This is a genomic window from Erythrobacter ani (genome assembly GCF_019204025.1).
In the GTDB taxonomy this organism is placed as follows: domain Bacteria; phylum Pseudomonadota; class Alphaproteobacteria; order Sphingomonadales; family Sphingomonadaceae; genus Erythrobacter; species Erythrobacter ani.
The window spans coordinates 634,817-656,059 of record NZ_JAGSPB010000002.1; the positions used below are offsets into that span (position 1 = coordinate 634,817).

At 60.0% G+C, this 21,243-nt stretch carries 18 protein-coding genes; 8 read left to right on the forward strand and 10 right to left on the reverse strand.

Features of this window, described 5'->3' with window-relative positions:
* The first annotated feature begins 10 nt into the window (after positions 1-10).
* From KCG45_RS09960 to KCG45_RS09970, 3 genes are read left to right on the forward strand one after another with little or no spacing between them, the layout of a single operon-like run.
* Complete coding sequence (locus KCG45_RS09960) at positions 11-2,155, forward strand: type I secretion system permease/ATPase (RefSeq protein ID WP_218317092.1); 2,145 nt, start codon at positions 11-13, stop codon at positions 2,153-2,155.
* Positions 2,152-3,141, forward strand: a complete 990-nt coding sequence (locus KCG45_RS09965; RefSeq protein WP_218317093.1) for a cell wall hydrolase — start codon at positions 2,152-2,154, stop codon at positions 3,139-3,141. Before KCG45_RS09960 ends, KCG45_RS09965 begins: the two co-directional genes overlap by 4 nt.
* Positions 3,138-4,403 carry an HlyD family type I secretion periplasmic adaptor subunit gene (locus tag KCG45_RS09970; protein WP_218317094.1) on the forward strand — a complete coding sequence of 422 codons (1,266 nt, stop codon included), beginning with the start codon at positions 3,138-3,140 and terminating at the stop codon, positions 4,401-4,403. Before KCG45_RS09965 ends, KCG45_RS09970 begins: the two co-directional genes overlap by 4 nt.
* Positions 4,404-4,414: 11 nt before the next feature.
* On the opposite strand, the gene KCG45_RS09975 is transcribed toward KCG45_RS09970, so the two are convergent.
* Positions 4,415-5,386, reverse strand: a complete 972-nt coding sequence (locus KCG45_RS09975; RefSeq protein WP_218317095.1) for a transglutaminase-like cysteine peptidase — start codon at positions 5,384-5,386, stop codon at positions 4,415-4,417.
* A gap of 167 nt (positions 5,387-5,553) precedes the next feature.
* Between KCG45_RS09975 and KCG45_RS09980 the strand changes: the two genes are divergently transcribed.
* The 3 genes from KCG45_RS09980 (at position 5,554) to KCG45_RS09990 (ending at position 7,910) form a co-directional block, all read left to right on the forward strand.
* Positions 5,554-6,273, forward strand: a complete 720-nt coding sequence (locus tag KCG45_RS09980; protein ID WP_218317096.1) for a hypothetical protein — start codon at positions 5,554-5,556, stop codon at positions 6,271-6,273.
* Between the two features lie 32 nt (positions 6,274-6,305).
* Positions 6,306-6,662: a thiol-disulfide oxidoreductase DCC family protein gene (locus KCG45_RS09985; protein ID WP_218317097.1), complete on the forward strand. Its 357-nt coding sequence runs from the start codon at positions 6,306-6,308 to the stop codon at positions 6,660-6,662.
* 81 nt (positions 6,663-6,743) lie between these two features.
* Complete coding sequence (locus KCG45_RS09990) at positions 6,744-7,910, forward strand: alpha-hydroxy-acid oxidizing protein (protein ID WP_218317098.1); 1,167 nt, start codon at positions 6,744-6,746, stop codon at positions 7,908-7,910.
* Between the two features lie 6 nt (positions 7,911-7,916).
* Here KCG45_RS09990 and KCG45_RS09995 read toward each other — a convergent pair whose 3' ends face one another.
* The gene (locus tag KCG45_RS09995) at positions 7,917-9,473 is read right to left on the reverse strand and encodes an NAD-dependent succinate-semialdehyde dehydrogenase (RefSeq protein WP_255548123.1); all 1,557 of its coding nucleotides are present in this window, start codon (positions 9,471-9,473) and stop codon (positions 7,917-7,919) included.
* Positions 9,474-9,551: 78 nt separating this feature from the next.
* Here KCG45_RS09995 and ald point away from each other — a divergent pair, with 78 nt between their 5' ends.
* Together ald and KCG45_RS10005 are read left to right on the forward strand one after the other, a co-directional pair.
* Positions 9,552-10,634, forward strand: coding sequence for an alanine dehydrogenase (gene ald, locus KCG45_RS10000; protein ID WP_218317099.1), 1,083 nt, complete (start codon positions 9,552-9,554; stop codon positions 10,632-10,634).
* A 93-nt stretch (positions 10,635-10,727) separates the two neighbouring features.
* Positions 10,728-11,426, forward strand: a complete 699-nt coding sequence (locus tag KCG45_RS10005; protein WP_218317100.1) for an alternative oxidase — start codon at positions 10,728-10,730, stop codon at positions 11,424-11,426.
* 9 nt (positions 11,427-11,435) lie between these two features.
* Here KCG45_RS10005 and KCG45_RS10010 read toward each other — a convergent pair whose 3' ends face one another.
* The 8 genes from KCG45_RS10010 to KCG45_RS10045 all read right to left on the reverse strand — a co-directional run bounded on the left by KCG45_RS10010 (position 11,436) and on the right by KCG45_RS10045 (position 21,238).
* Entirely contained in the window at positions 11,436-12,446 is a 1,011-nt protein-coding gene (locus KCG45_RS10010) for a fumarylacetoacetate hydrolase family protein (RefSeq protein ID WP_218317101.1), read from the reverse strand.
* 26 nt (positions 12,447-12,472) lie between these two features.
* Entirely contained in the window at positions 12,473-13,108 is a 636-nt protein-coding gene (gene maiA, locus KCG45_RS10015; protein WP_218317631.1) for a maleylacetoacetate isomerase, read from the reverse strand.
* 177 nt (positions 13,109-13,285) lie between these two features.
* Positions 13,286-14,464 (reverse strand): acyl-CoA dehydrogenase, encoded by a 1,179-nt coding sequence (locus KCG45_RS10020; RefSeq protein ID WP_218317632.1) that lies wholly within the window; start codon positions 14,462-14,464, stop codon positions 13,286-13,288.
* Positions 14,465-14,550: 86 nt separating this feature from the next.
* Positions 14,551-16,362, reverse strand: coding sequence for a gamma-glutamyltransferase family protein (locus KCG45_RS10025; RefSeq protein ID WP_218317102.1), 1,812 nt, complete (start codon positions 16,360-16,362; stop codon positions 14,551-14,553).
* A 25-nt stretch (positions 16,363-16,387) separates the two neighbouring features.
* Positions 16,388-18,325 carry an acetate--CoA ligase gene (gene acs, locus KCG45_RS10030; RefSeq protein WP_218317103.1) on the reverse strand — a complete coding sequence of 646 codons (1,938 nt, stop codon included), beginning with the start codon at positions 18,323-18,325 and terminating at the stop codon, positions 16,388-16,390.
* Between the two features lie 75 nt (positions 18,326-18,400).
* Positions 18,401-18,757 carry a response regulator gene (locus KCG45_RS10035; RefSeq protein ID WP_218317104.1) on the reverse strand — a complete coding sequence of 119 codons (357 nt, stop codon included), beginning with the start codon at positions 18,755-18,757 and terminating at the stop codon, positions 18,401-18,403.
* 78 nt (positions 18,758-18,835) lie between these two features.
* Positions 18,836-19,468 (reverse strand): helix-hairpin-helix domain-containing protein, encoded by a 633-nt coding sequence (locus KCG45_RS10040; RefSeq protein ID WP_218317105.1) that lies wholly within the window; start codon positions 19,466-19,468, stop codon positions 18,836-18,838.
* Positions 19,469-19,567: 99 nt separating this feature from the next.
* A complete protein-coding gene (locus KCG45_RS10045; protein WP_218317106.1) occupies positions 19,568-21,238 on the reverse strand; it encodes a vWA domain-containing protein in 1,671 nt (556 codons plus the stop codon).
* Between the last annotated feature and the right edge of the window lie 5 nt (positions 21,239-21,243).

A 21,243-nucleotide genomic window follows, 5' to 3' on the forward strand; every position in this document is an offset into this window, starting at 1 on the left:
GTGTTGACCCATGACCAAGGTAGATGAACCATCGCTGGGCGTTGAAGTCGACAGCCTATCACTCTGTGTAGCCGAACTGGCCGCACGTCACGCCAATGGCTTGTCGCCATCGGCTCTCGCCCAGCTGCCTAAAAAGGCGGATGGGCGTTTGCCGTGGCATCAGGCGGAAACTGCGCTGGAACTTGCGGGTGTTCACTTCGATGCGAGGCAGCCCGGCAAGCTTCCACAAGCTGAGGCGATCTATCCGGCACTGATTGAACTCGCCGATGAACGTTTCGTCGTCGTGCTGGAAGCGCGCGGCACCGACATGCTCGTCTGGTCTCCTGAAATCGCTCAGGAAAACTGGGTTCCGTACGATGACGTCGCCAGCGCTTTTGCGGGGCGACTGTATTCCGTCTTCAGCAATCCCGACGTCCAGCGTAAAGGCGAAGCACCCTGGCATGCCAAGGCTCGTGGCCACTGGTTCTGGAGCGAATTGCGCAAAGAGAGACGCTCGTTCTGGCCGGTGATCCTCGCTTCCTTGGTCATCAACTTGCTGGCTGTGGCGCTGCCGCTGTTCACGATGAACGTTTATGATCGCGTTATCCCCAACAGGGCGACAGAGACATTGTGGGTGCTTGGCGTCGGCGTGCTTCTGGTGTTCGCGCTTGAATTCGCCTTGCGAAGAGGCAGGACCGCTGTCCTCGACCAGATTTCGAGGCGGCTCGACTTGAAGCTATCACAGAAGATATTCGGCCGGTTGCTCGCGACGCCGCTGCAGGAACGACAAGGCCATACCGGCGCGCTCGCAGCACGCGTATCGGAATATGCGATCGTCCGCGATTTCTTCGCATCGACCACCGTTGTCCTCGTGATCGATTTGCTGTTCCTGTTCGTATTCGTGGGCGTGATCGCGATCATCGGCGGTTGGCTCGCGCTGATCCCTCTCGTCATCATCGCCGCGATGATGATCGCCGGTTTTATTCTCCAGCGTAAAGTTACGGAGGCCGCGCAGGACGCGCAGGCCGATTACGGATTGCAGCAGACGCTTCTGGTGGAATCGCTGGCAGGCATCGAAACGCTGAAAAGCATGGGCGGCGAAGGCGGCACGCTGGGGCGTTGGTATCGCCTCGCTGATGCAGGCGCGAATTCGCAGGAGAAACTCCGCAATATCAATTCGGTCGCGGTCGGTCTCGCGCAGACATTCCAGCAACTCTCGACCGTCTCGCTCATCATCGGCGGCTATTATCTCTTCGCTGCCGGATCGATTTCGATGGGTGCGATCATCGCTATCGTGATGCTGGCGTCACGCTCGCTTGCTCCGGCAGGGCAGATCGCCTTCCTCCTGACGCGCGGGCGGCAGGCCACTGAAATGCTGAGCAGCATCGAACGGCTTTTCGAGGCCAGCGACGAACGCAAGAAAGGTGGTTCGCTCGCTCCATCCGCCATCACGAAGCCGCTGATCCAGTTCAAGGACATGCGGTTTTCCTATCCAGAGAGCGGTCAGCCTGCGCTGGAAAACATCAATCTCGAGATCAAGCCGGGTGAGCGGATCGCGGTGGTTGGCCGTGTTGCCTCCGGCAAATCGACCTTCGGCCGCGTTCTGTGCGGGCTGTATGAGCCAAGCGAAGGCGCGATGCTTATCAATGGCCTCGATGCGGCGCAGCACCGTCCCAATCAGCTTCGCGAGACGCTGCGTTTCGTGGGGCAAGATGCCGACCTGTTTTCCGGATCGATCCGGGACAACATGTCGCTTGGACGGCGCGAGGCTACCGATCAACGTATCCTCGACGCATTGCGCGAAACCGGTGCCGACCAATTCCTGGCGCGCGACAGCGGCGGTTTCGACCGTCCGGTAGGCGAGGGCGGCAGGCGGCTTTCCGGCGGTCAGCGCTCTTTCCTTTCGCTGGCGCGGGCGCTGGTCACGCCGTGCGAGCTGCTTTACCTTGATGAGCCGACCGGCGCGATGGACAGCCAGACCGAAAAACAATTTGTTGAACGTTTACGCACGTCTCTGTCCGAAAATCAGACACTGGTCATCGCAACGCATCGCCCGGCATTGTTCGCGCTGTGTGAGCGTATTATTGTTTTCAGCAATGGCCGCGTGGTTGCGGATGGCCCCATCAAAGAGGTCATCAAATCAGCCGGGGCTAATCTGGATGGTCTGACTCAATGAACAAGAATGGCAAGTTGGTGATTAGAACGATTTGCCTTGGCGCAGTCGTGACCCTCGCAGCATCGCCGAGCTTGCCGATCGAGCGTGTCTCTCAGCAGTCGATCGAGCAGCAGCTTGGTCCGGCGATCAGCGATCATCTCGATGAAATGTCGACGGGTGATCATCAGGAAGTCTTGCTTTCGGGTGGTGACGCGCAGTCGCGCAATGCGCGCATCGCTGTGGTCAAAGGCAAGACGCGCTCGCTTTCTGCATATACCCCGATCGCGTTCGGGTCAGGAGCGTACTCGAACGCGCTCAAATGCCTCACCCAGGCAGTATATTACGAGGCCGCGAATGAGCCGCGCGATGGCAAGCGTGCGGTCGCCCAGGTGGTGCTGAACCGCATGCGCCATCCGGCCTATCCCAATTCGGTTTGCGGCGTAGTATACGAAGGCGTGAATGCGCGGGTTTGCCAGTTCAGTTTTACCTGCGACGGGGCTCTAACCCGGGCGCCGCTGCAACGCCAATGGCAGGAATCCGAGCGAGTGGCGAAAGACGCGCTGGCCGGCAGTCAGATGCGCGCCGTCGGCACAGCAACCCATTACCACGCCGACTACGTAGTGCCGAAATGGGCCTACACGCTCTCCAAGCTCGATGTGATCGGCCGCCACATCTTCTATCGATTCCCAGGGAGAGCTGGTGAGCCGCGCGCTTTTGCGGCCGACTGGGCGCGATCCGAACGTATACCTCAGATCAACTGGTCGCGCTTCTCTTCGGATGCCGCGGGCACGAACGAGCCCGCTGTCAAAGAAAATTGGGTTCCGGGTCTAACCGTGGCGCCAGATCCCGCAGATCGCCATGCCGCTGCCGATATTGGCGGGCGGATCGACACAACCAAGCAATGGCGCCTTTCAATCCCCGATCCAGTATCTGCCGAAGGCAGCTATAGCGCAACGATCCAGTCGCAAGTCGCTGCGAATATCGACGATGGAGCAGTCCCCCAATGAGCGTGCTCGCGAAATGGTCCGCTCTCGACGCGCCGCGCCGGTTGATCGTAGTCTCCGCCGCAGGTCTCGCCATGCTCTTGCTGTGGTCGGCGTTCGCTCAGGTTGACAGCATCACGCGCGGGACGGGCCGTGTCATCCCGTCGAGCAAGGCTCAACTTGTCCAGCCGGCGGAACCGGCGGTGATCGAGGAAATCCTCGTGCGAGGTGGGCAGTCGGTGAAGAAGGGCCAATTGCTGGTCCGGCTCGACGATGCGCAATCGGCATCTGAACTCGGACAATTGCAGACCGAGAATCAACGGCTTTCCGTACGTGCAGAGCGCCTGGCCCAGGAAGCTTCGGGCGGCTCACTAGGGTGCGAAGACGGTACCATCTGCGCGGATGAACAGAATTTGCAACAGGCCCGCGTCGCAGCGGCCAACGCGCGCGAACGATCGCTGGCGGCTGCAGTGGAACAGCGTCGGCGCGATCTGCGCGAGGCCGAGGCAACCGTTTCGTCACTGCGCGAGAGCGTTCGGCTTTCCAGCGAACAGGTAAGCATGCTCGAGCCGCTGGCAGGGCAGGGCATTGTTCCGCGAACCGAACTTCTTACCGCGCAGCGCGAACTCACCGATCTGCGTGGGCGGCTTTCGGCGGCTCAGCAAGCCGCGGGGCGGTCTTCCGCCGCAATCCGTCAGGCACAGGCGGATCTCAATTCCGCGCGGCTCGATTTCCGGCAGCAAGCGCTCAATGAGCGCAGCGAGGTCAACACTCGCATTGCGGTCAATGAAGAGACGATCCGCGGCGCCGAAGCGCGCCAGCAACGCAACGAGCTCCGCGCGCCTGCCGATGGCATCGTCAACGACGTTCAGATCACTACCGAGGGTGGCTTCGTGAATGCCGGCGAAAAGATCATGCAGGTCATCCCCGTAGGGGACAAGCTGCTCGTCGAAACCCGCGTGGCCCCGAGCGATATCGCGTTCATCAAGGTTGGCGACCGCGCCAACGTCAAGGTCACGGCATACGATTTCTCGATCTATGGCGGGCTTAACGGCGTCGTCCAGCAGGTTTCCGCAGACAGCATCTTCGACGAAGTCGAGCGCGAGGCGTACTATACGGTTCTCATCGAAACGGATCGTGCTGCAATTGAGCGGGGTGGCCAATCGCTTCCGATCGTTCCTGGGATGATCTGCGATGTCGAGATTCTGACGGGTCGGCGTACGATCCTGAGCTATTTGCTCAAACCGGTATCCAAGGCTTTCGACCGGGCATTGACCGAACGCTGATAAAGGCGTTCTCAGTAACCGTGGACCCAGGCACTCTTCGCATTGAAGCTGAGCACCGGGCTGTAATCGTGAGAGTACGCCCCATCGAGCACAGTGTCCGTCGCATTATCGAGCACTACGAACCTCTCACCGAGCTTCACGATCAATAAAGCATGGTCCGCATTGCGAACTGTATCGCGGGCGATGGTGAGATACATGTCTTCGCGCCGGAAACCGGCTGCTGCGAGCAGTTGCATCTTGGTAAGCGCGATGTCTTCGCAGTCGCCCTTGCGCAGCGTCATCGTCAATCGAGCACCAGCCCAGTAATCGGCCCGGCCGAAGAGATCGCGGTCCTCGACATAGCTGATTTCATCATTCACCCAGCGGTTGACCTGTTCGATCGTCGAGCGGCTTTGATCGACGTCGCCGCCGAAAGCTCTGCGGAAGGTTCCCGACATGCTCTGAGCGCCAACGCGCTGCCATTCGCGGTCGAAGTTTGTCTTCCCGATACGGACACGCTTTGACGCGAGAAACTCGTTCGGGTTTTCACTCCAGCGCGACGCGCCGCTGATTGAAGGTGGTGCCGCGTTGCCGAATGTCGTGCAATTCGAAGCCGCTATGCGAATACCCGATGCCGACGGCGTCATACGTTTGACGGGAGCCGCCTGGGCCAATGCCTTAACGGATAAAGTGCCTGCAACGCTCGGCCCTGCTTGTTGCGCCTTGATACGCTCAAGAGCGCTCATCTCGCCGCCCAATATCGCTGCGCTCTTATTGTAAGGTGCTGCTGCGGTTTGGGGTGCCGTCGATGCAAGCGATTGTCCAGCGACGCCGAAACATCCGTAATTGGCGGCTGGCATTGGCATATCGAGCGCGAAGGCCATGGGATTGGCCATGACATTTGCTGCCAGCGTAGGCGCTGCATTGGCAGGTGCCGACGCTATTGCAGCCAACCCGGCCAGACCAACGCTCAGGGCGCCTTTCGAGATATGCGACTTTGGCATGAGGCCACACATGCAGCCCGGGCCGTAAAATTTGGTTCTCAAGAAAGGTAAACGGGAATTAACCGAATGCCGCGCTGACCGGTCTGTCGGCTGCATCCCGGAGGTCCAGAGCGGTTACCGCTGTGGTTGGACTTGCGCGGCAAAGGCAAAGTGTACAGGTTCTCCACATGCACCTGTTCGAAGTCCTGATCTTGATCCACGTGATCGCCGGTGCGACCGGGCTCATTGCGTTCTGGGTGCCGATCGCGACCAAGAAGGGGGCCCTCATCCACCGAAAAGGCGGGCGGGTCGCCTGCTATGGTTTTGCCGCGGCGGGAGCCCTGGCGATTGCTATGGCGCTGCTTTCGCTATTCGGGCCGGAAGAGCGGATACCTTCCGTGACCGACAGGGAGCTGTTCGCGGGACTTTTCGGTTGGATGATGCTGTATCTGGGCATTCTGACGATCGGGTTTGTCGACTACGGGCTTGCTGTGGTGCGTCATGCCCACAGCAGACCTTCGCTGCGTTCTCCGAGATATCAACTTGTCATGGGCGCCGTTGTTTTGTCCGGATTGTGGTGCGGATATTTCGGCATGCGGGTCGGACACCCTTTGATGCAGCTTGTCGCCGTGGTCGGCATCGTCGCCATGACACTACAGCAGGTTTTCATCTGGCGCACAGATGTCCATCCGCGAAGCTATGTCGGCGAGCATTTTCGCGCACTGCTCGGCATGGGGATATCGGCCTATACCGCGTTTCTTTCGGTCGGATTGATCAGGTGGATTCCGGATCAGGTCTTCAATCCCCTCATCTGGGCGGGACCGAGCATTATCGGTGTTAGCCTCATCATCTACTTCACGATCCAGACCAGGCCCAAACCTCGCGGCAAAGCCGTCTCGAGTGCATGATCAGTGAACCGACCTCCGTCACAGATTTCAAAATGCATAAAGTGACCGTCTGGTTCGACGGCGCCTGTCCCTTGTGCCAGCGTGAAATCGCATTCATGCGCAAACTCGACCGGGAAGATGCCATTCGGTTCATCGATGTTGCGCACGAGGCAGATCCGAACTGCCCGATTGATCAAACCAAGTTGCTTGAGCGGTTCCACGCGGAGGAGAGTGGCACTATCCTTAGCGGTGCTGCTGCCTTCGCGGCGATGTGGCGCGCAATTCCAGCTATTCGTCCGCTGGGGTTAATCGCGCGCAATGGCGTGATCTTGAGATTGCTTGAACGTTTGTACGTATGGCACCTGCGCATTCGCCCGCAATTGCAAAGCCTCGCGCGCCGGTTCGAATAGCCAGCCGACAAACCGCTTGCCCATCGCGCCACATGTGTGGTCCACTCTCGCTCCAAAGAATTCGATGGGAGAGAACACCAGATGCGTAATTTCGGCGGAATGCAGAACGAAATCTACAATGCCGGGCTGAGCGGGCAATTGCCGCGTTTTCCGGTTGATTTCGCGACGCTGGAACAACGCGCTCATGAAGCGCTGGGGCCGATGCTGACGAACTATGTTGCCGGCGGATGCGGTGATGAGCACACGCAGGATACCAACGCGTCGGCCTTCCATCACTGGGGCATGGTCCCACGTATGATGGTCGATTGCACTGAGCGCGACCTGTCGATCGAGCTGTTCGGACACTCCTTCGACGCACCGCTTTTCATGGCACCGATCGGACTGACTGGAGAGGCCACGCAGGACCAGCACGGCGATATTGCTGCGGCGAAAGCGTCGGCGATGACCGGCGTCCCATTCTGCGCGTCGACGTTGTCGAACGATCCGCTGGAGGAGGTGAAGAAGGCATGCGGAGATACGCCCGCTTTCTTCCAGCTTTACACGCCGCGCAATCGGGAATTCGCGGAAAGTCTGATCGGGCGCGCTGAGAAAGCTGGCTATTCCGCGCTCGTTGTGACGCTCGATACATGGGTGACCGGCTGGCGGCCGCGCGATCTCAACGCTTCCAATTTCCCCCAGCTGCGCGGTAAGGTGCTCAAGAATTATTTCTGCGATCCGGTCTTCCGTTCGCTGCTCGACAAACCGCCTGAAGAAGACCCGGCTGCCGCCATCGGCATGTTCGCGCAGGTTTTTGGCCAGGTGCTGACGTGGGAGGACATGAAATGGTTCAAGTCCGTCACCAAGATGCCCATCGTGCTCAAGGGGATTTGCCACCCGGATGATGCGCGAAGAGCGGTCGATACGGGAGCCGACGCGATCTATTGCTCGAATCACGGGGGACGTCAGGCGAATGGCGGCATCGCGACGATTGATCTGTTGGAAGAGATCGTGAAGGCAGCGGGCGATGTCCCAGTCCTGTTCGACAGCGGCATTCGGTCAGGTTCCGATGCGGTGAAGGCGATCGCGCTCGGGGCGAGGGCGGTTGGCGTCGGCAGACCCTATACCTATGGCCTCGCGATCGGAGGGGCAGACGGCGCGGCTTGGGTGCTTCGTTCCATCTTGGCAGAGGCGGACCTGCTGATGGCGGTCAATGGTTATCCCACCCTTGATGACGTGCGGGCCGCCGGCGTGCGCCGCACCGATCGCTGAGCGCGGTCAGCCGCCTGACTTGGCGACTGTCACCAGCTTCGTTTCGGTATAACCGAGGTAGCCCTCAACGCCGCTTTCCGATCCGAAGCCGCTGTCGCCGGTACCGCCGAACGGAGTTTCCGGTGATCCAACCGCGAAATGGTTGATCGCCACCATGCCCGCACGCAATGCGCTGCCGAGATAATGGCTCTCGTCGAGATCGGCGGTGAAGGCATATGCGGCGAGGCCGTAACGGAGCGAATTGGCGATCCGCACGGCGTCCTCGATATCGTCGTAGGGCACTATCCCCGCGACCGGGCCGAATGGTTCTTCGGTCATCAACCGGCTGCCAGCGGATGGTCCTGCGATGACGGTCGGCTGGAAAAAATGGCCCGAACCTTCGATGGCGGATCCACCGGCGACGATCTCGCCCTGTTCTCCGCCCATCGAGTCCATCAAGTCCTGCATCGCGGTCACGCGGCCCGCATGGGCAAGCGGTCCCATCTCGACCGCTTCGTCGCTGCTGGCATCGCCGACTTTGAGTTCCTGAGAGCGCCGGGCGAACTCGGCAACGAACTTGTCATAAATGCCGCGCGCCACCAGAAAGCGTGTCGGCGAAACGCAGACTTGGCCGGCATTGCGGAACTTGGTGCCCGCGCAGGCCGCAACTGTTCGGTCGAAATCCGCACTCTCTCCGATCACGACAGGCGCATGGCCGCCTAGTTCAGCGGTAAACCGTTTCAGCCCTTGCGCAGCAAGCGCTCCCAATTGTTTGCCAACCGCGGTCGAACCCGTGAAGCTGACCTTTCGTGTCGCGGGAGCAGTAATCAAGTGCTCCGAAATCATCGCCGGATCGCCATAGACCAGATTGATCACGCCTGCCGGAATGCCCGCATCGACGAAACATTCGACCAGCATTTGCGCCGAGGCCGGCGTCGTTTCCGCAGGCTTGAGAATGCAAGAACATCCGGCTGAAAGTGCGCCCGCCAGCTTCTTCGCCGGCAGGTTGATCGGGAAGTTCCACGGCGTGAACAGCATTGCGGGTCCAATCGGCTCCTGCGTGACGCGCTGCTGGAGCAGGTTCGGACTGCGCACCGGGACAAGCCGCCCTCCCTGACGCTTCGCTTCCTCTGCGAGAAAATCGATCAGGTCCGCGGCTCCAACCGTTTCGGCGAGCGCTTGCGCATGTGGTTTGCCCATTTCCAGAGTAACGACGCGTGCAATCTCGGGTGCTCGCTCACGCAGCAATTGGGCTGCGCCGCTAATTATCTTGTGTCTTTGCGCCCCCGACGTGTTCGCCCAGGTGGGAAATGTTTCTTCGGCTGCGGTGAGCGCAGCGTCGAGCTGCTCTTTCGAACTCTTGGGGCAATCGCCCAACTTGGCCTCGGTCGCAGGATTGTGAACCGGCATCGTGCCGTTCCCGCCATCGGCGACCCATTCGCCCTTAATCAACATCTTTACGGTCGGATATGCGGTCATGGTCGAACTCCTGCTCAAACCGGTTGCGAGTAAGTCGAACTTGGCGAACGTGCTGGCCAAGGCCTGCCAGTACCAATCGCGACTGTTGGCATTCAGTCTAGCCATGTAATCCTGTTTGTTTCAATTGAAACATTGTTACGCGGGTATTATGGCTTTGCGAGTCTGCTTCCCCAGGAGAGAATCATGCTCGTCGGCGTCCCCAAAGAGATCAAGAACCACGAATACCGCGTCGGCCTGACGCCCGAGGCTGCTCGCGAATACGTGACCACCGGTCACGAAGTGATCGTCGAAAGCGGTGCGGGGCTTGGTATCAGCAAGACCGATGAGGATTACGAAAAGATCGGGGCGATGATCGTCGACACCGCGGAGGAAGTCTTTGCGCGCGCCGACATGGTCGTAAAGGTGAAGGAGCCGCAGCCCAACGAGTGGGTGCAGCTGCGCGAAGGGCAGATCCTTTTCACATATCTGCACCTAGCTCCCGATCCCGATCAGGCACGCGGCCTGATGGAGTCCGGCGTTTCGGCGGTGGCATACGAGACGGTCACAGCACCTGACGGCTCTCTCCCGCTGCTCGCGCCGATGAGCGAAGTCGCCGGGCGGCTGTCAATCGAAGCGAGTGCGCAGGCCAGCCACAAGAACAATGGCGGCCGAGGCATCCTGATGGGGGGCGTGCCTGGTGTACTTCCCGCTAAGGTTGTCGTGATCGGCGGCGGTGTGGTCGGCACGCAGGCCGCGCGCATGGCCGTCGGCCTTGGTGCGAATGTCGAGATTCTCGACCGCTCGCTTCCGCGCATCCGCGAACTTGACGATATGTTCCAGGGTCGCGCCACGACGCGTTACTCGAATGCCGGAACGATCGAGGATGCCATTACCGAAGCCGATGTGGTCATCGGTGCGGTTCTCGTACCAGGAGCCAGCGCCCCCCGTCTGATTACCCGCGATATGCTGCCGCTGATGAAGCACCGCGCAGTATTGGTGGACGTTGCCATCGATCAGGGCGGCTGTTTCGAGACGTCCAAGCCGACCACGCACGAAAATCCGACCTACCTTGTCGACGACATCATTCACTATTGCGTCGCGAACATGCCCGGTGCTGTTCCGCATACCTCAAGCTATGCTTTGAATAATGCAACACTGCCCTTCGGCCTTGCGCTGGCGAACAAGGGCATTGCGGCGTGCGAGGATGATCCGCACCTCGCACTGGGGCTGAACGTGCATCAGGGCAGGATTGTAAATCCTGCAGTCGCGGAGAGCCTCGGCTTCTGAATGTTGCGTGAAACCGAACACTTGGTGTGCCTGTTTCGCGGGAATTTCACACTCTGAATCGTTATATTTCCGGGGCAATCGAAGGAGAGCCCCATGCAACATTTTGATGCGCGTCCATTAGTTCGGCAGGTCAATTTCGATGCCGACATCGCTGTTCATGTAGCGCCAGAGTCCATGAGCGATCGCGTCGCGTTTGCTTTCGTAAAAACGCTCCGGTTCTTCGCGGATACGTTCTTTGCACAACGCTATGGCCACCGGGCAGTTGTGCTCGAAACGGTTGCGGCGGTGCCGGGCATGGTCGGCGGGCTTTGGCAGCATCTGAAAGCGCTCCGCAATATGCGCGACGATGAAGGCTGGATCCGCACGCTGCTGGATGAGGCCGAAAACGAGCGGATGCACCTGATGACCTTCATCGAGATCGCACAGCCGAACTGGTTAGAGCGCGCCTTGATAGTCGCGGTCCAGATGATCTTCTACAACTTCTACTTTTTCCTCTACCTCCTCGCACCGCGCACAGCTCACCGCGTCGTCGGCTATTTTGAGGAGGAAGCGGTGTTCAGCTACTCGCAATATCTCGAAGAGGTCGATGCGGGACGCCACGAAAACGTGCCCGCGCCGCAGATCGCCATCGATTACTGGCAGCTTCCGAGTGATGCGCGCCTGCGCGATGTCATCATCGCTGTCCGAGCAGATGAGGCCGAACATCGCGACGTGAACCACTGCTTTGTCGAAAGGATCGATGAGCGGCGCGAAGGCAAGATCGCGCGGCGCCGGTCGTTGGCAGACGGTTGAGGCCGGCGACTAGACGTCGACCACCGTCTGTTCGATCGAACCGAAGATCGAGTGGTTGTCCGCATCGCGCATTTCGACCTTCACCGTGTCGCCTGCGCGCATGAAACGGGTGCTTGGCTCCCCGTCACGGATCGTTTCGATCATGCGAATCTCGGCGATGCACGAATAACCGAGACCGCCATCGGAGACCGGTTTTCCAGGACCGCCATCTTCGCCCTTATTGCTGATCGTGCCCGAGCCGATGATGGTCCCTGCGCACAGATCGCGGGTCTTGGCGGCATGCGCGACCAGCTGCGCCATGTTGAAGGTCGCGTCCTTACCCACCTCGGCGCGTCCGAAGGGCTCGCCATTGTAGTCGACCATCAATGGCAGATGGATCAGGCTGTCTTTCCACGCATCGCCTAATTCATCCGGCGTGACGCAAACGGGTGAGAACGCGCTCGCAGGTTTCGACTGGAAGAAGCCGAATCCCTTCGCGAGTTCGCCTGGTATCAGGCCGCGCAGTGACACGTCGTTGACCAACATGATCAACTTGATGTGATCGGCTGCATCTTCGGCGCTTACGCCCATCGGCACGTCATTGGTGACGATGGCGACTTCGCCCTCCATGTCGCAGCCCCAGGCCGGATCGCCCAGCGGGATATCGGCGCGCGGGGGCAGGAAGCCGTCGCTGCCGCCCTGGTACATCAATGGATCGTGGTAAAAGCTGTCCGGCACTTCGGCATCGCGCGCTTTACGCACCAGTTCGACGTGATTGATGTAGGCGGAGCCGTCCGCCCATTGGTAAGCGCGAGGCAGCGGGGAATGCGCCTGACGCTCATGGAAGCGTTCGCACGGCACCGTTTCATGCTCGACGTCTCTTGCCAGAACCTCGAGCTCCGGGGCAACACGCTCCCAGTTGTCGAGCGCGTACTGCATCGTCGGAGCGATGTAGCCGGCGGCGCAGCAGCGGGTGAGATCCTTGGACACGACGACGAGTTTTCCGTCGCGGGTTCCATCGTTGAGCGTTGCGAGTTTCATGAGGCTTCTGCCTTTCTGTGGGCCAATTAACCGGGATTGTCGGGCTGATTGTTGGGATGTGCGCGCTGGAAAGCGGGCAGGGCAAGGCAGGCGGTTTCGATCCGGCAGATGCGCGGGCTTTCCGACAGGTCGTAGTGAAATCGCCGCGCGTTGTAGATTTGCGGGATCAGGACCGCTTCGAACATGCCGGGCGCGTTCAGCAGAAAGTCACCGGTATCGAGTTGGGCGAGCCGCGTCTCGACCGGCGTCAAGGTCCGTTTCAGCCAGTGGCGATACCAGTGATCGACCACGCGCTGCGAATGTCCGAGAGGGTCTTTCAGGTATTTGAGGACCGGCAGGTTGAGCGGCGCGTGCAGTTCGGTCGCGATCGCATAGGCCAGTTCGCGGACCGTGTAGCGATCCTCGATATCGGTCGGCAGCAGCGGGTTTTCCGGGTACGCCTCGTCCAGCCATTCGAGCATCGCCATCGATTGGGCGCGGTCGCGGCCCTGCGCTTCCAGCATGGGAACCGAAGCGAACGGATTGCGGCTGCTGAAGGCTTCGCCCTTTTGCGCACTTTCCAGCAGGTTCACCGGGTCCTGCTCGTATTCGAGCCCTTTCAGCTCAAGCGCGATTCGCAGCCGGTACGAGGTCGAACTGCGGTAGTAACCGTAGAGCTTCATCATCACGTGACCACTCCTTCCCAGCCGAGACATGGACCGCATGTTACACGGTCCTGAGGCATGAAATGGCGGGCGATTTCAACATGTCTGGCCATGGAAAACCAATGGGTAAGAAGGGCGGTCGTTCCGGTCATTCGGCGATAATGCCAATCAGGCCATGTGTAGGACAGCGCAACATCACCCGAACGCCGCAATCCCCGTAATGGCTCGGCCCAGGATCAGCGCATGGACATCATGTGTCCCTTCGTAGGTGTTGACCGTCTCGAGGTTCACCATATGGCGGATAACCTGGTACTCCTCAGAGATGCCATTGCCGCCGTGCATGTCACGTGCTTGCCGCGCAATATCGAGCGCCTTGCCGACATTGTTGCGTTTTACAATTGAGATCATGTCCGGTGCGAAGCGGCCTTCATCCATCAGGCGGCCGACGCGCAACGAGGCCTGCAGGCCCAGCGCGATATCGCTCATCATGTCGGCCAGCTTCTTCTGGAACAGCTGGGTCGCTGCGAGTGGACGGTCAAATTGCTTGCGATCAAGGCCGTATTGCCGTGCGGCGTGCATGCAGAATTCCGCCGCGCCCATCGCGCCCCAGCTGATGCCGTAACGCGCGCGGTTGAGACAACCGAATGGGCCCTTGAGCCCCTGCACATCGGGCAACAACGCATCGGCGGGCAGTTTCACATCTTCCATAACGATGCCGCCAGTGGTCGAGGCGCGCAGCGATATCTTGCCGTCGATCTTTGGCGCAGAAAGGCCTTTCATGCCTTTTTCGAGGACGAACCCTCGAATGCCGCCGCCATGCTCTTCGGATTTCGCCCAGACCACGAAAACATCGGCGAAGGGTGAGTTCGAAATCCAGGTTTTCGACCCGTTGATGACGTAGCCATCACCGTCTTTCCTCGCGACCGTTTTCATGCCCGCCGGGTCGGAACCGGCATCGGGCTCGGTCAGGCCGAAACACCCGATCAGTTCGCCACTGGCGAGGCCGGGGAGGTATTTGCGCCGCTGCTCCTCAGAGCCATAGGCATGGATCGGATGCATCACGAGGCTGGATTGGACCGAGGCCATCGACCGGTATCCGCTGTCCACCCGCTCGATTTCGCGGGCGATCAGTCCGTAGGCGACATAGGTCGCGCCGACGCCGCCATATTCCTCCGGGATTGTCGCTCCGAGCAGGCCTGCCTGACCCATCAGCGGGAACAGCTCGGGTGCAGAGACTTCGTTGCGATACGCTTCGATGACACGCGGCTGCAATTCGCTCTGCGCAAACGCATTGGCCGTGTCGCGGATCATCCGCTCGTCTTCTGTCAGCTGGGTTTCCAGATCGAACGGATCTTCCCAGTTAAACGGCACCATTCCGGCCACAAGTTACTCCTGAAACTAGTTTGACTGTCCCTTTCGCAGCTTGGACTGCGCGGGGCAAGAGGTGTGCTCGAACGGGATCAATAGCCTTGCGCCTGTCCGTCCTTGCGCATTTCCGTCGCTCCGGTGAGGACGCCGGTCTCCGGGTCGCGGGCGATGGCTTGGTATCCGCCGAACATGATGCCGTTGCTTACGACGCGCACGTTATGGCCCATCGCCCTCAGTGCCTCTACAGTTTCCGCCGGAATGCCGGGTTCGACGTTGAGCGTGCCGAGCGGGTCTTTGGAGGGTCCGCCCAGCGGTTCGGTCGGCTGGCGCCCACCATCGTGATTGATCCGCGCAGCGTCGCCTGCCTCCTGCAGATTCATCCCGTAATCCGCGATATTGATCAGGACCTGCACATGGCCTTGAGGCTGCATTCCGCCGCCCATCAATCCGAGCGTCATGTAAGGCTGCCCATCCTTTTTGACGAAGGCGGGGATGATCGTCTGAAACGGACGTTTGGAAGGTTCGTAGGCGTTGGGATGGTTGGAATCGAGGCTGTAGAGCTCGCCCCGGTCCTGGAACATGAAACCGAGGCCGTCGGGCACCAGTCCCGAGCCCATGCCGCGATAATTCGACTGGATCAGGCTGACCATCAGCCCGTCACCATCGACGACGGTAAGGTATGTCGTGTCACCTTCACCTTCCAGCTTCGGTTCGATTTCGATCGTGCCAGGCTCGAATTCGGGAGTCGCGCGGTTGGGATCGATCAGGGCGAAACGTTCTTTACCGTATTCGTCGGTGAGCAGCTGCATTGGGAAAGGCGAGAAATCGGGATCGGCGTAAAACCGGGCGACATCGGCATGTGCTAGCCGTTTCGCTTCGGTGATGTAGTGGATGACTTCGGGTGATCCCCGCTCCCATTGGGCGATATCGATGTTCTTGAGTATGTTCACCATCTGCAGCGCGGCAAAACCCTGACCGTTGGGCGGCAATTCGCACAGCTCGAAACCGTTTCGGTATGTGACGCAGGCAGGCTCGACCCATGTGCTGGTGTGATTGGCGAAATCCTCGGCTGTATAGGCAGAGCCTTGCCGCTGGAGGTAATCGACCATGACCTCTGCAAGGCGGCCCTCGTAGAACGCATCGCGGCCTTCGCGCCCGACCGCCTCCAGCGTGTTGCCGAGATCAGGGTTCCGGTAGATCTCGCCAGCCTTGGGCGGACCATCGGCAAACCATGTCGCGCGGGCATTGTCGAATTCAAACGGTGTGGTTTCCTGCCGCCGTTCGAAGGCTCGCAGCGCGCGGTCGAAATACATGCCGATTACAGGGGCAACGGGATGCCCTTCGCGCGCGTAGGTGACGGTTGGGGCGAGGATTTCCGCCATCGGCTTCGACCCGAAACGCGCGTGCATTGCGAACCACGCATCGACCGTGCCTGGAATGGTCACGGGCAGCACGCCCACTGGCGGCAGGCTGTCCGCGCCGCCGAGCTTTTCCTTCAGCTGGTCGAGCGTCTGACCCGAAGGCGATCGACCCGATCCGTTGATCCCATGGAGTTCGCCGGTCTTGGGATCGTAAATGATCGCGAACAGATCGCCCCCGATCCCGTTGCCGGTCGGCTCCATCAATCCGAGCGCAGCGTTGGCAGCGATTGCTGCGTCCACGGCATTGCCGCCACTTTTGAGGATATCGAGCGCCACCTGCGTCGCGAGCGGGTGCGCGGTTGCAGCCATGCCGTTTTCGGCGTGGACCGGGCTGCGGCTCCAGATCGCGCCTACGGGCCGTCCGCCCGCACCTATTTGCTCGCTGACCGGGCGGGCCTCCGTTTCCGCGGTTCTATCGGACTGTGCCTGCGATGGCAGCGAGATAAGGGCGATGGCAGCGCAGGCGGCAAGAAGTCTGTTCATTGATAAAGTCCCCGGGAGGTGAGAATTATTGCGGACGGTTCGCGACAAGATCATCGACCACCGAAGGGTCGGCAAGCGTGGAGGTATCGCCCAGATTGCTCATGTCGTTCTCGGCGATCTTGCGCAGGATGCGGCGCATGATCTTTCCCGACCGGGTCTTGGGCAGGCCGGGTGCGAATTGCAGCACGTCGGGAGTTGCGATCGGGCCGATTTCCTTGCGAACCCACTGGACCAGTTCTTTGCGCAGCTCATCGTTATCGTCGGTGCCCGCATTGGTCGTGACGTAGGCATAGATGCCCTGACCCTTGACCTCGTGCGGCATGCCCACGACCGCCGCCTCGGACACCAGCGGGTGCTCGACCAGCGCGCTTTCCACCTCGGCAGTGCCCATCCGGTGTCCCGACACATTGATGACGTCGTCGATCCGTCCGGTGATCCAGTAATATCCGTCTTCGTCCCGGCGCGCGCCATCGCCGGTAAAATAGTAGCCTGGATATTGGCTGAAGTAGGTCTGGAAGAACCTGTCGTGGTCGCCGTAAACGGTGCGCATCTGGCCAGGCCAGCTGTCGGTGATGACCAGCGCTCCCGCTGTCGCTCCGTCGAGCAACGTGCCCTTTTCCGGATCGACCAGAGCGGGCTGCACACCGAACATCGGTTTGCTCGCACTACCGGGTTTGAGCGCGGTTGCACCGGGAAGAGGAGTGATCATCGCCGCGCCCGTTTCGGTTTGCCACCACGTGTCGACGATGGGGCAGCGCCGCTCGCCCACGACGCGGTGATACCAGTCCCACGCTTCGGGATTGATCGGCTCACCAACGCTGCCGAGCAAGCGCAACGAGGAGCGGTCGGTTTTCGTGACCCACTCATCCCCCTCGCGCATGAGCGCGCGAAGAGCGGTCGGCGCGGCATAGAAAATTTCGACCTTGTGCTTGTCTACCACCTGCCAGAAACGGCTGTGATCGGGATAGTTGGGCACGCCTTCGAACATCACTTGCGTCGCGCCATTGATAAGCGGCCCGTAGACAACATAGCTGTGACCGGTGACCCAGCCGACATCCGCCGCGCACCAGTAAATCTGACCGGGGCGGTAATCGAAAACGTATTCGTGGGTCATGCTGGCCCAGACGGCATAGCCGCCAGTCGTATGCAGCACGCCTTTGGGCTTCCCGGTTGAGCCGCTGGTGTAGAGAATGAAAAGCGGGTCCTCCGCGTCCATCGTTTCAGGTTCGCAAAGCGGCGCTGCGACCTCGATCGCGTCATCCCACCATACATCCCGCACCGGGTTGAAGTCCACATCCGCGCCGGTATGGCGATAGACGATCACCCGCCCAACCTCGACCTTTTCAAGGGCCGCATCGACATTGGCCTTCAGCGGCACAGGTTTTCCGCCGCGCAGACCTTCGTCGGCGGTAATAACGATGTTCGATTGGCAGTCTTCGATCCGTCCGGCCAGGGCATCGGGGGAGAACCCGGCGAACACCACCGAATGCACCGCGCCGATCCGCGCACAGGCCAGCATCGCGATGGCCGCCTCCGGGATCATGGGCAGGTAGATGGTAACCCGGTCGCCCTTGCCGACGCCATTAACCGTCAGCACGTTGGCGAACTTGCAGACCCGCGCATGCAGATCGCGGTAGGTGAGAGTGCGAGCCTGTGTCTCCGGGTCGTCAGGCTCCCAGATGATCGCAGGTGTATCGCCGCGCTCTTCGAGATGCCGGTCGAGCGCGTTGGCGCAAATATTAAGCTTCCCGCCGAGGAACCAGCCGATGCGGAAATCGGCTTCGTCGTAGCTGACGTCCTTGAGGGTCTCGTATGGATGGATCCAGTCGATCCGCTGGCTTTCTGCGTTCCAGAACCCGTCCGGATCGGTCAGCGAACGGGCATAGCGTTCATGATATTCGGCTTCGTTGATTTTGGCGGTCTCTGCCCATTTGTCAGGAACCGGAAAAATCTCGTCGCTCACGCCTGCTCTCCCTCGTTGTACGAGGGGAAGCCTAGGCGTTTGCGAGCAAAGAGAAAAGGACGATTGCGGGAAACGTCAGGCGGCGTGGAGCACCTGGTTCACCGCCTTGATCATCGCCGCAGGGGGGCAGGGTTTGGTCAGCGTCTTGGCGTGCGGGAAACGCGCTTTCACTTCTTCGCGCGTGTGACGTCCCGAGTGGAAGATGATCGGAACATCTTCATCCGCCAATTTCTGGGCGAGAGGGAAAACGATCCCATCGTCGAGCTGGATATCCAGTATCGCGAGATCGGGCTTTTCCTTCTGGAATGCGAGCATCGCATCGGAGATTCCGGAATGCGGGCCTTCGACTTCGAAACCGGCCTCGGCGACCGTATCGCACAAATCAAAAGCGACAATTAGCTCATCTTCGGCGACCAGAATTTTATGACTCATCACACTCTCCCTGCTTCGTCGTTATTCTGACCCCGATCGATACCTAACACATGCGGAACAACTTTGTTCCTATCTGAATCATTTATTTTGTCCGAATCTTTCAGAAAAGCCCGACTGATCGCCTGCCGAGAGCAATTTTGCCTGCTCAACCCATTGGTCGCGGGTGATCCGGCCCTTGAACCGGCCAAGTTGCGCATCGACTCGTTCAACGTCGGCATCGCTCCACGCGGCGATCTGATCGAACCGTGTGACGCCAAGTTCGGCCAGCATTGTAACAAGTTTGGGGCCGAGACCCTTGATCTGTTTCAAATCATCGGCGCCGCCCGAAGGTGCCGCAGTAGGGGCAGGGGCCGGGGCAGGGGGCGGGACGTCGGCGGCCGGAACCGGCTCCGGAACGGGATCGCCAACGGTTGGAGCGACCGAGACGCCAGCCTCTGCGTCGGCCGTAGCTCCAGCGGCGGCCACTTTGGCCGAATTGGCATTTGCAGAGGTTTGACCGACATCCTGCGAGACGGATGTGGGGGCATCGATCAGCGCCTGGTTGCGCTGTGCGCGATCTGCACCTTCATCGAGCACATCCTTCGGTCCAGCGCTGTCCTCGTCTACCACAGTCGTTTTGCGGTTCGAGCGCGTGACGAGCCAGATGACGAAAACGAGCAGGATCAGCCCGCTGATGATGAAAGGCAAGAGTGTTTGAAGTTCAGGTGACATGGATCGGCCTCTTAACCAAAGGAAACGCGCGGCCCTTTAACAGGACCGCGCACACTTTCCCAAGTCCGTTAGCGGTGAACCGGTTCCGAGGGTAAGGATTTAGCCTCCACTGCGCATGGCCGCGGCGAGCGCATTCAACTGCAGAAATTCCTGCCGCCAGTAATTGTCCTGACTGCCTGCCAATGCGCCGATATCCTCATGATCGAAACCGTTCATCAGATCATCGCCGCGCAGCAATTGGCCGAATGCTGCCACTGAAATGGCGAAAGCGAAATCGCCTGTCGGCTTTCCAGCTTGTGTAAATGCACTGCCCATCACCACTCGATTGATCAGTCGCGACGTTTCGCCATCGGGGAGCTTGTAACGCAGTTTTATATGGGCGGCTTCGGTCAGGCGCCGCAGCGCTTCGCCTGAGCGTTGTTCTTCGTACCGTCGCGGCGCGATCCAGCCCCGCTTGCCCGCAGGTACGACTTCGTAAATCGCGGTGACCTGATGCCCGGCACCGATATCGCCCGCATCGACCGCATCATTATCGAAATCCTCTTCGCGAAGAATACGGTTTTCATAGCCGACCAGCCGATACTGGCTGATGACGGCCGGGTTGAATTCGACCTGGATCTTCACGTCTTTTGCGATCGTGAACAGCGTCGAGTTCATTTCATCGCCGAGCACCTTTTTCGCTTCGAGTGCGCTGTCGATATAGGCGTAATTGCCGTTACCGTGATTGGCGATCTGTTCCATCATCGCCTCATTGTAATTGCCCGTGCCAAAGCCGAGCGTGGTCAGCGTAATGCCGCTGTCGCGCTTTTCCTCGATCATTTCGACCAAAGCATCACGGTCCGACAGACCCACATTGAAATCGCCGTCCGTGGCGAGGATGACGCGGTTCACGCCCCCTTCGATGAAGTTGTCGGCGGCGATGTTGTAGGCCAGTTGCAGGCCCGCACCGCCCGCAGTCGATCCGCCAGCTGACAATTCATCCAGAGCGCGGCGGATCTTGCCAGTGTCATTTGTCGGCTCGAGCACGAGACCGGCAGCGCCGGCATAAACGACGATCGATACCCGGTCCTTTTCAGAAAGCTCACCAGCAAGGCCTGAAAGCGCAGTCTTCACCAGTGGCAGCTTGTCCGGGCGGTTCATGGAACCGGAGACATCCATGAGGAAGACCAGATTCGCAGCTGGCCGCTCCGCCGTGTCGATATCGTAACCGCGCAGACCGATGCGCATCAGGTACGTGTTTTCGTTCCAGGGCGTCTTGGCGACGTCGGTGTTGACGGTGAAGGGTGTCTCTCTGTCAGTCGGACGGTCGTAATCGTAGCGGAAATAGTTGATCATCTCCTCGGTCCGGACCGCGTCTTTCGGCGGCGTCATGCCTTGCGAAAGAAAACGCCGGGTGTTGGCATACGCCCCGGTGTCGACATCGACGGAGAAAGTGGACACCGGCTCTGTGCTGGTCAGTTTGACAGGCGAGATTTCTTCGCCGTCATATTGCTCTCGTCCCGGATCGACCGCGACCCTGACCGGAGGGATATAAGTCTCATGCCGTGACTGCGCGATCACGCTTGGCGCTGATTGGGCATGATCTGCCATACGCGAGGCCGTTACCGTGATGGTTTCTGCGCTCGCTCCTGGAGGAGGTGGCGGTGCCGACCCCTCAGCCAGATCACCGGGTGATTTTTCCTGGCCCGAGCTGCTGTCCTGATACGGCGTCGCGCAGCTTGCGATCATGACACCCAGCACCAGAACACCGGTCAGTTGAAACTTGCGCATTTCAC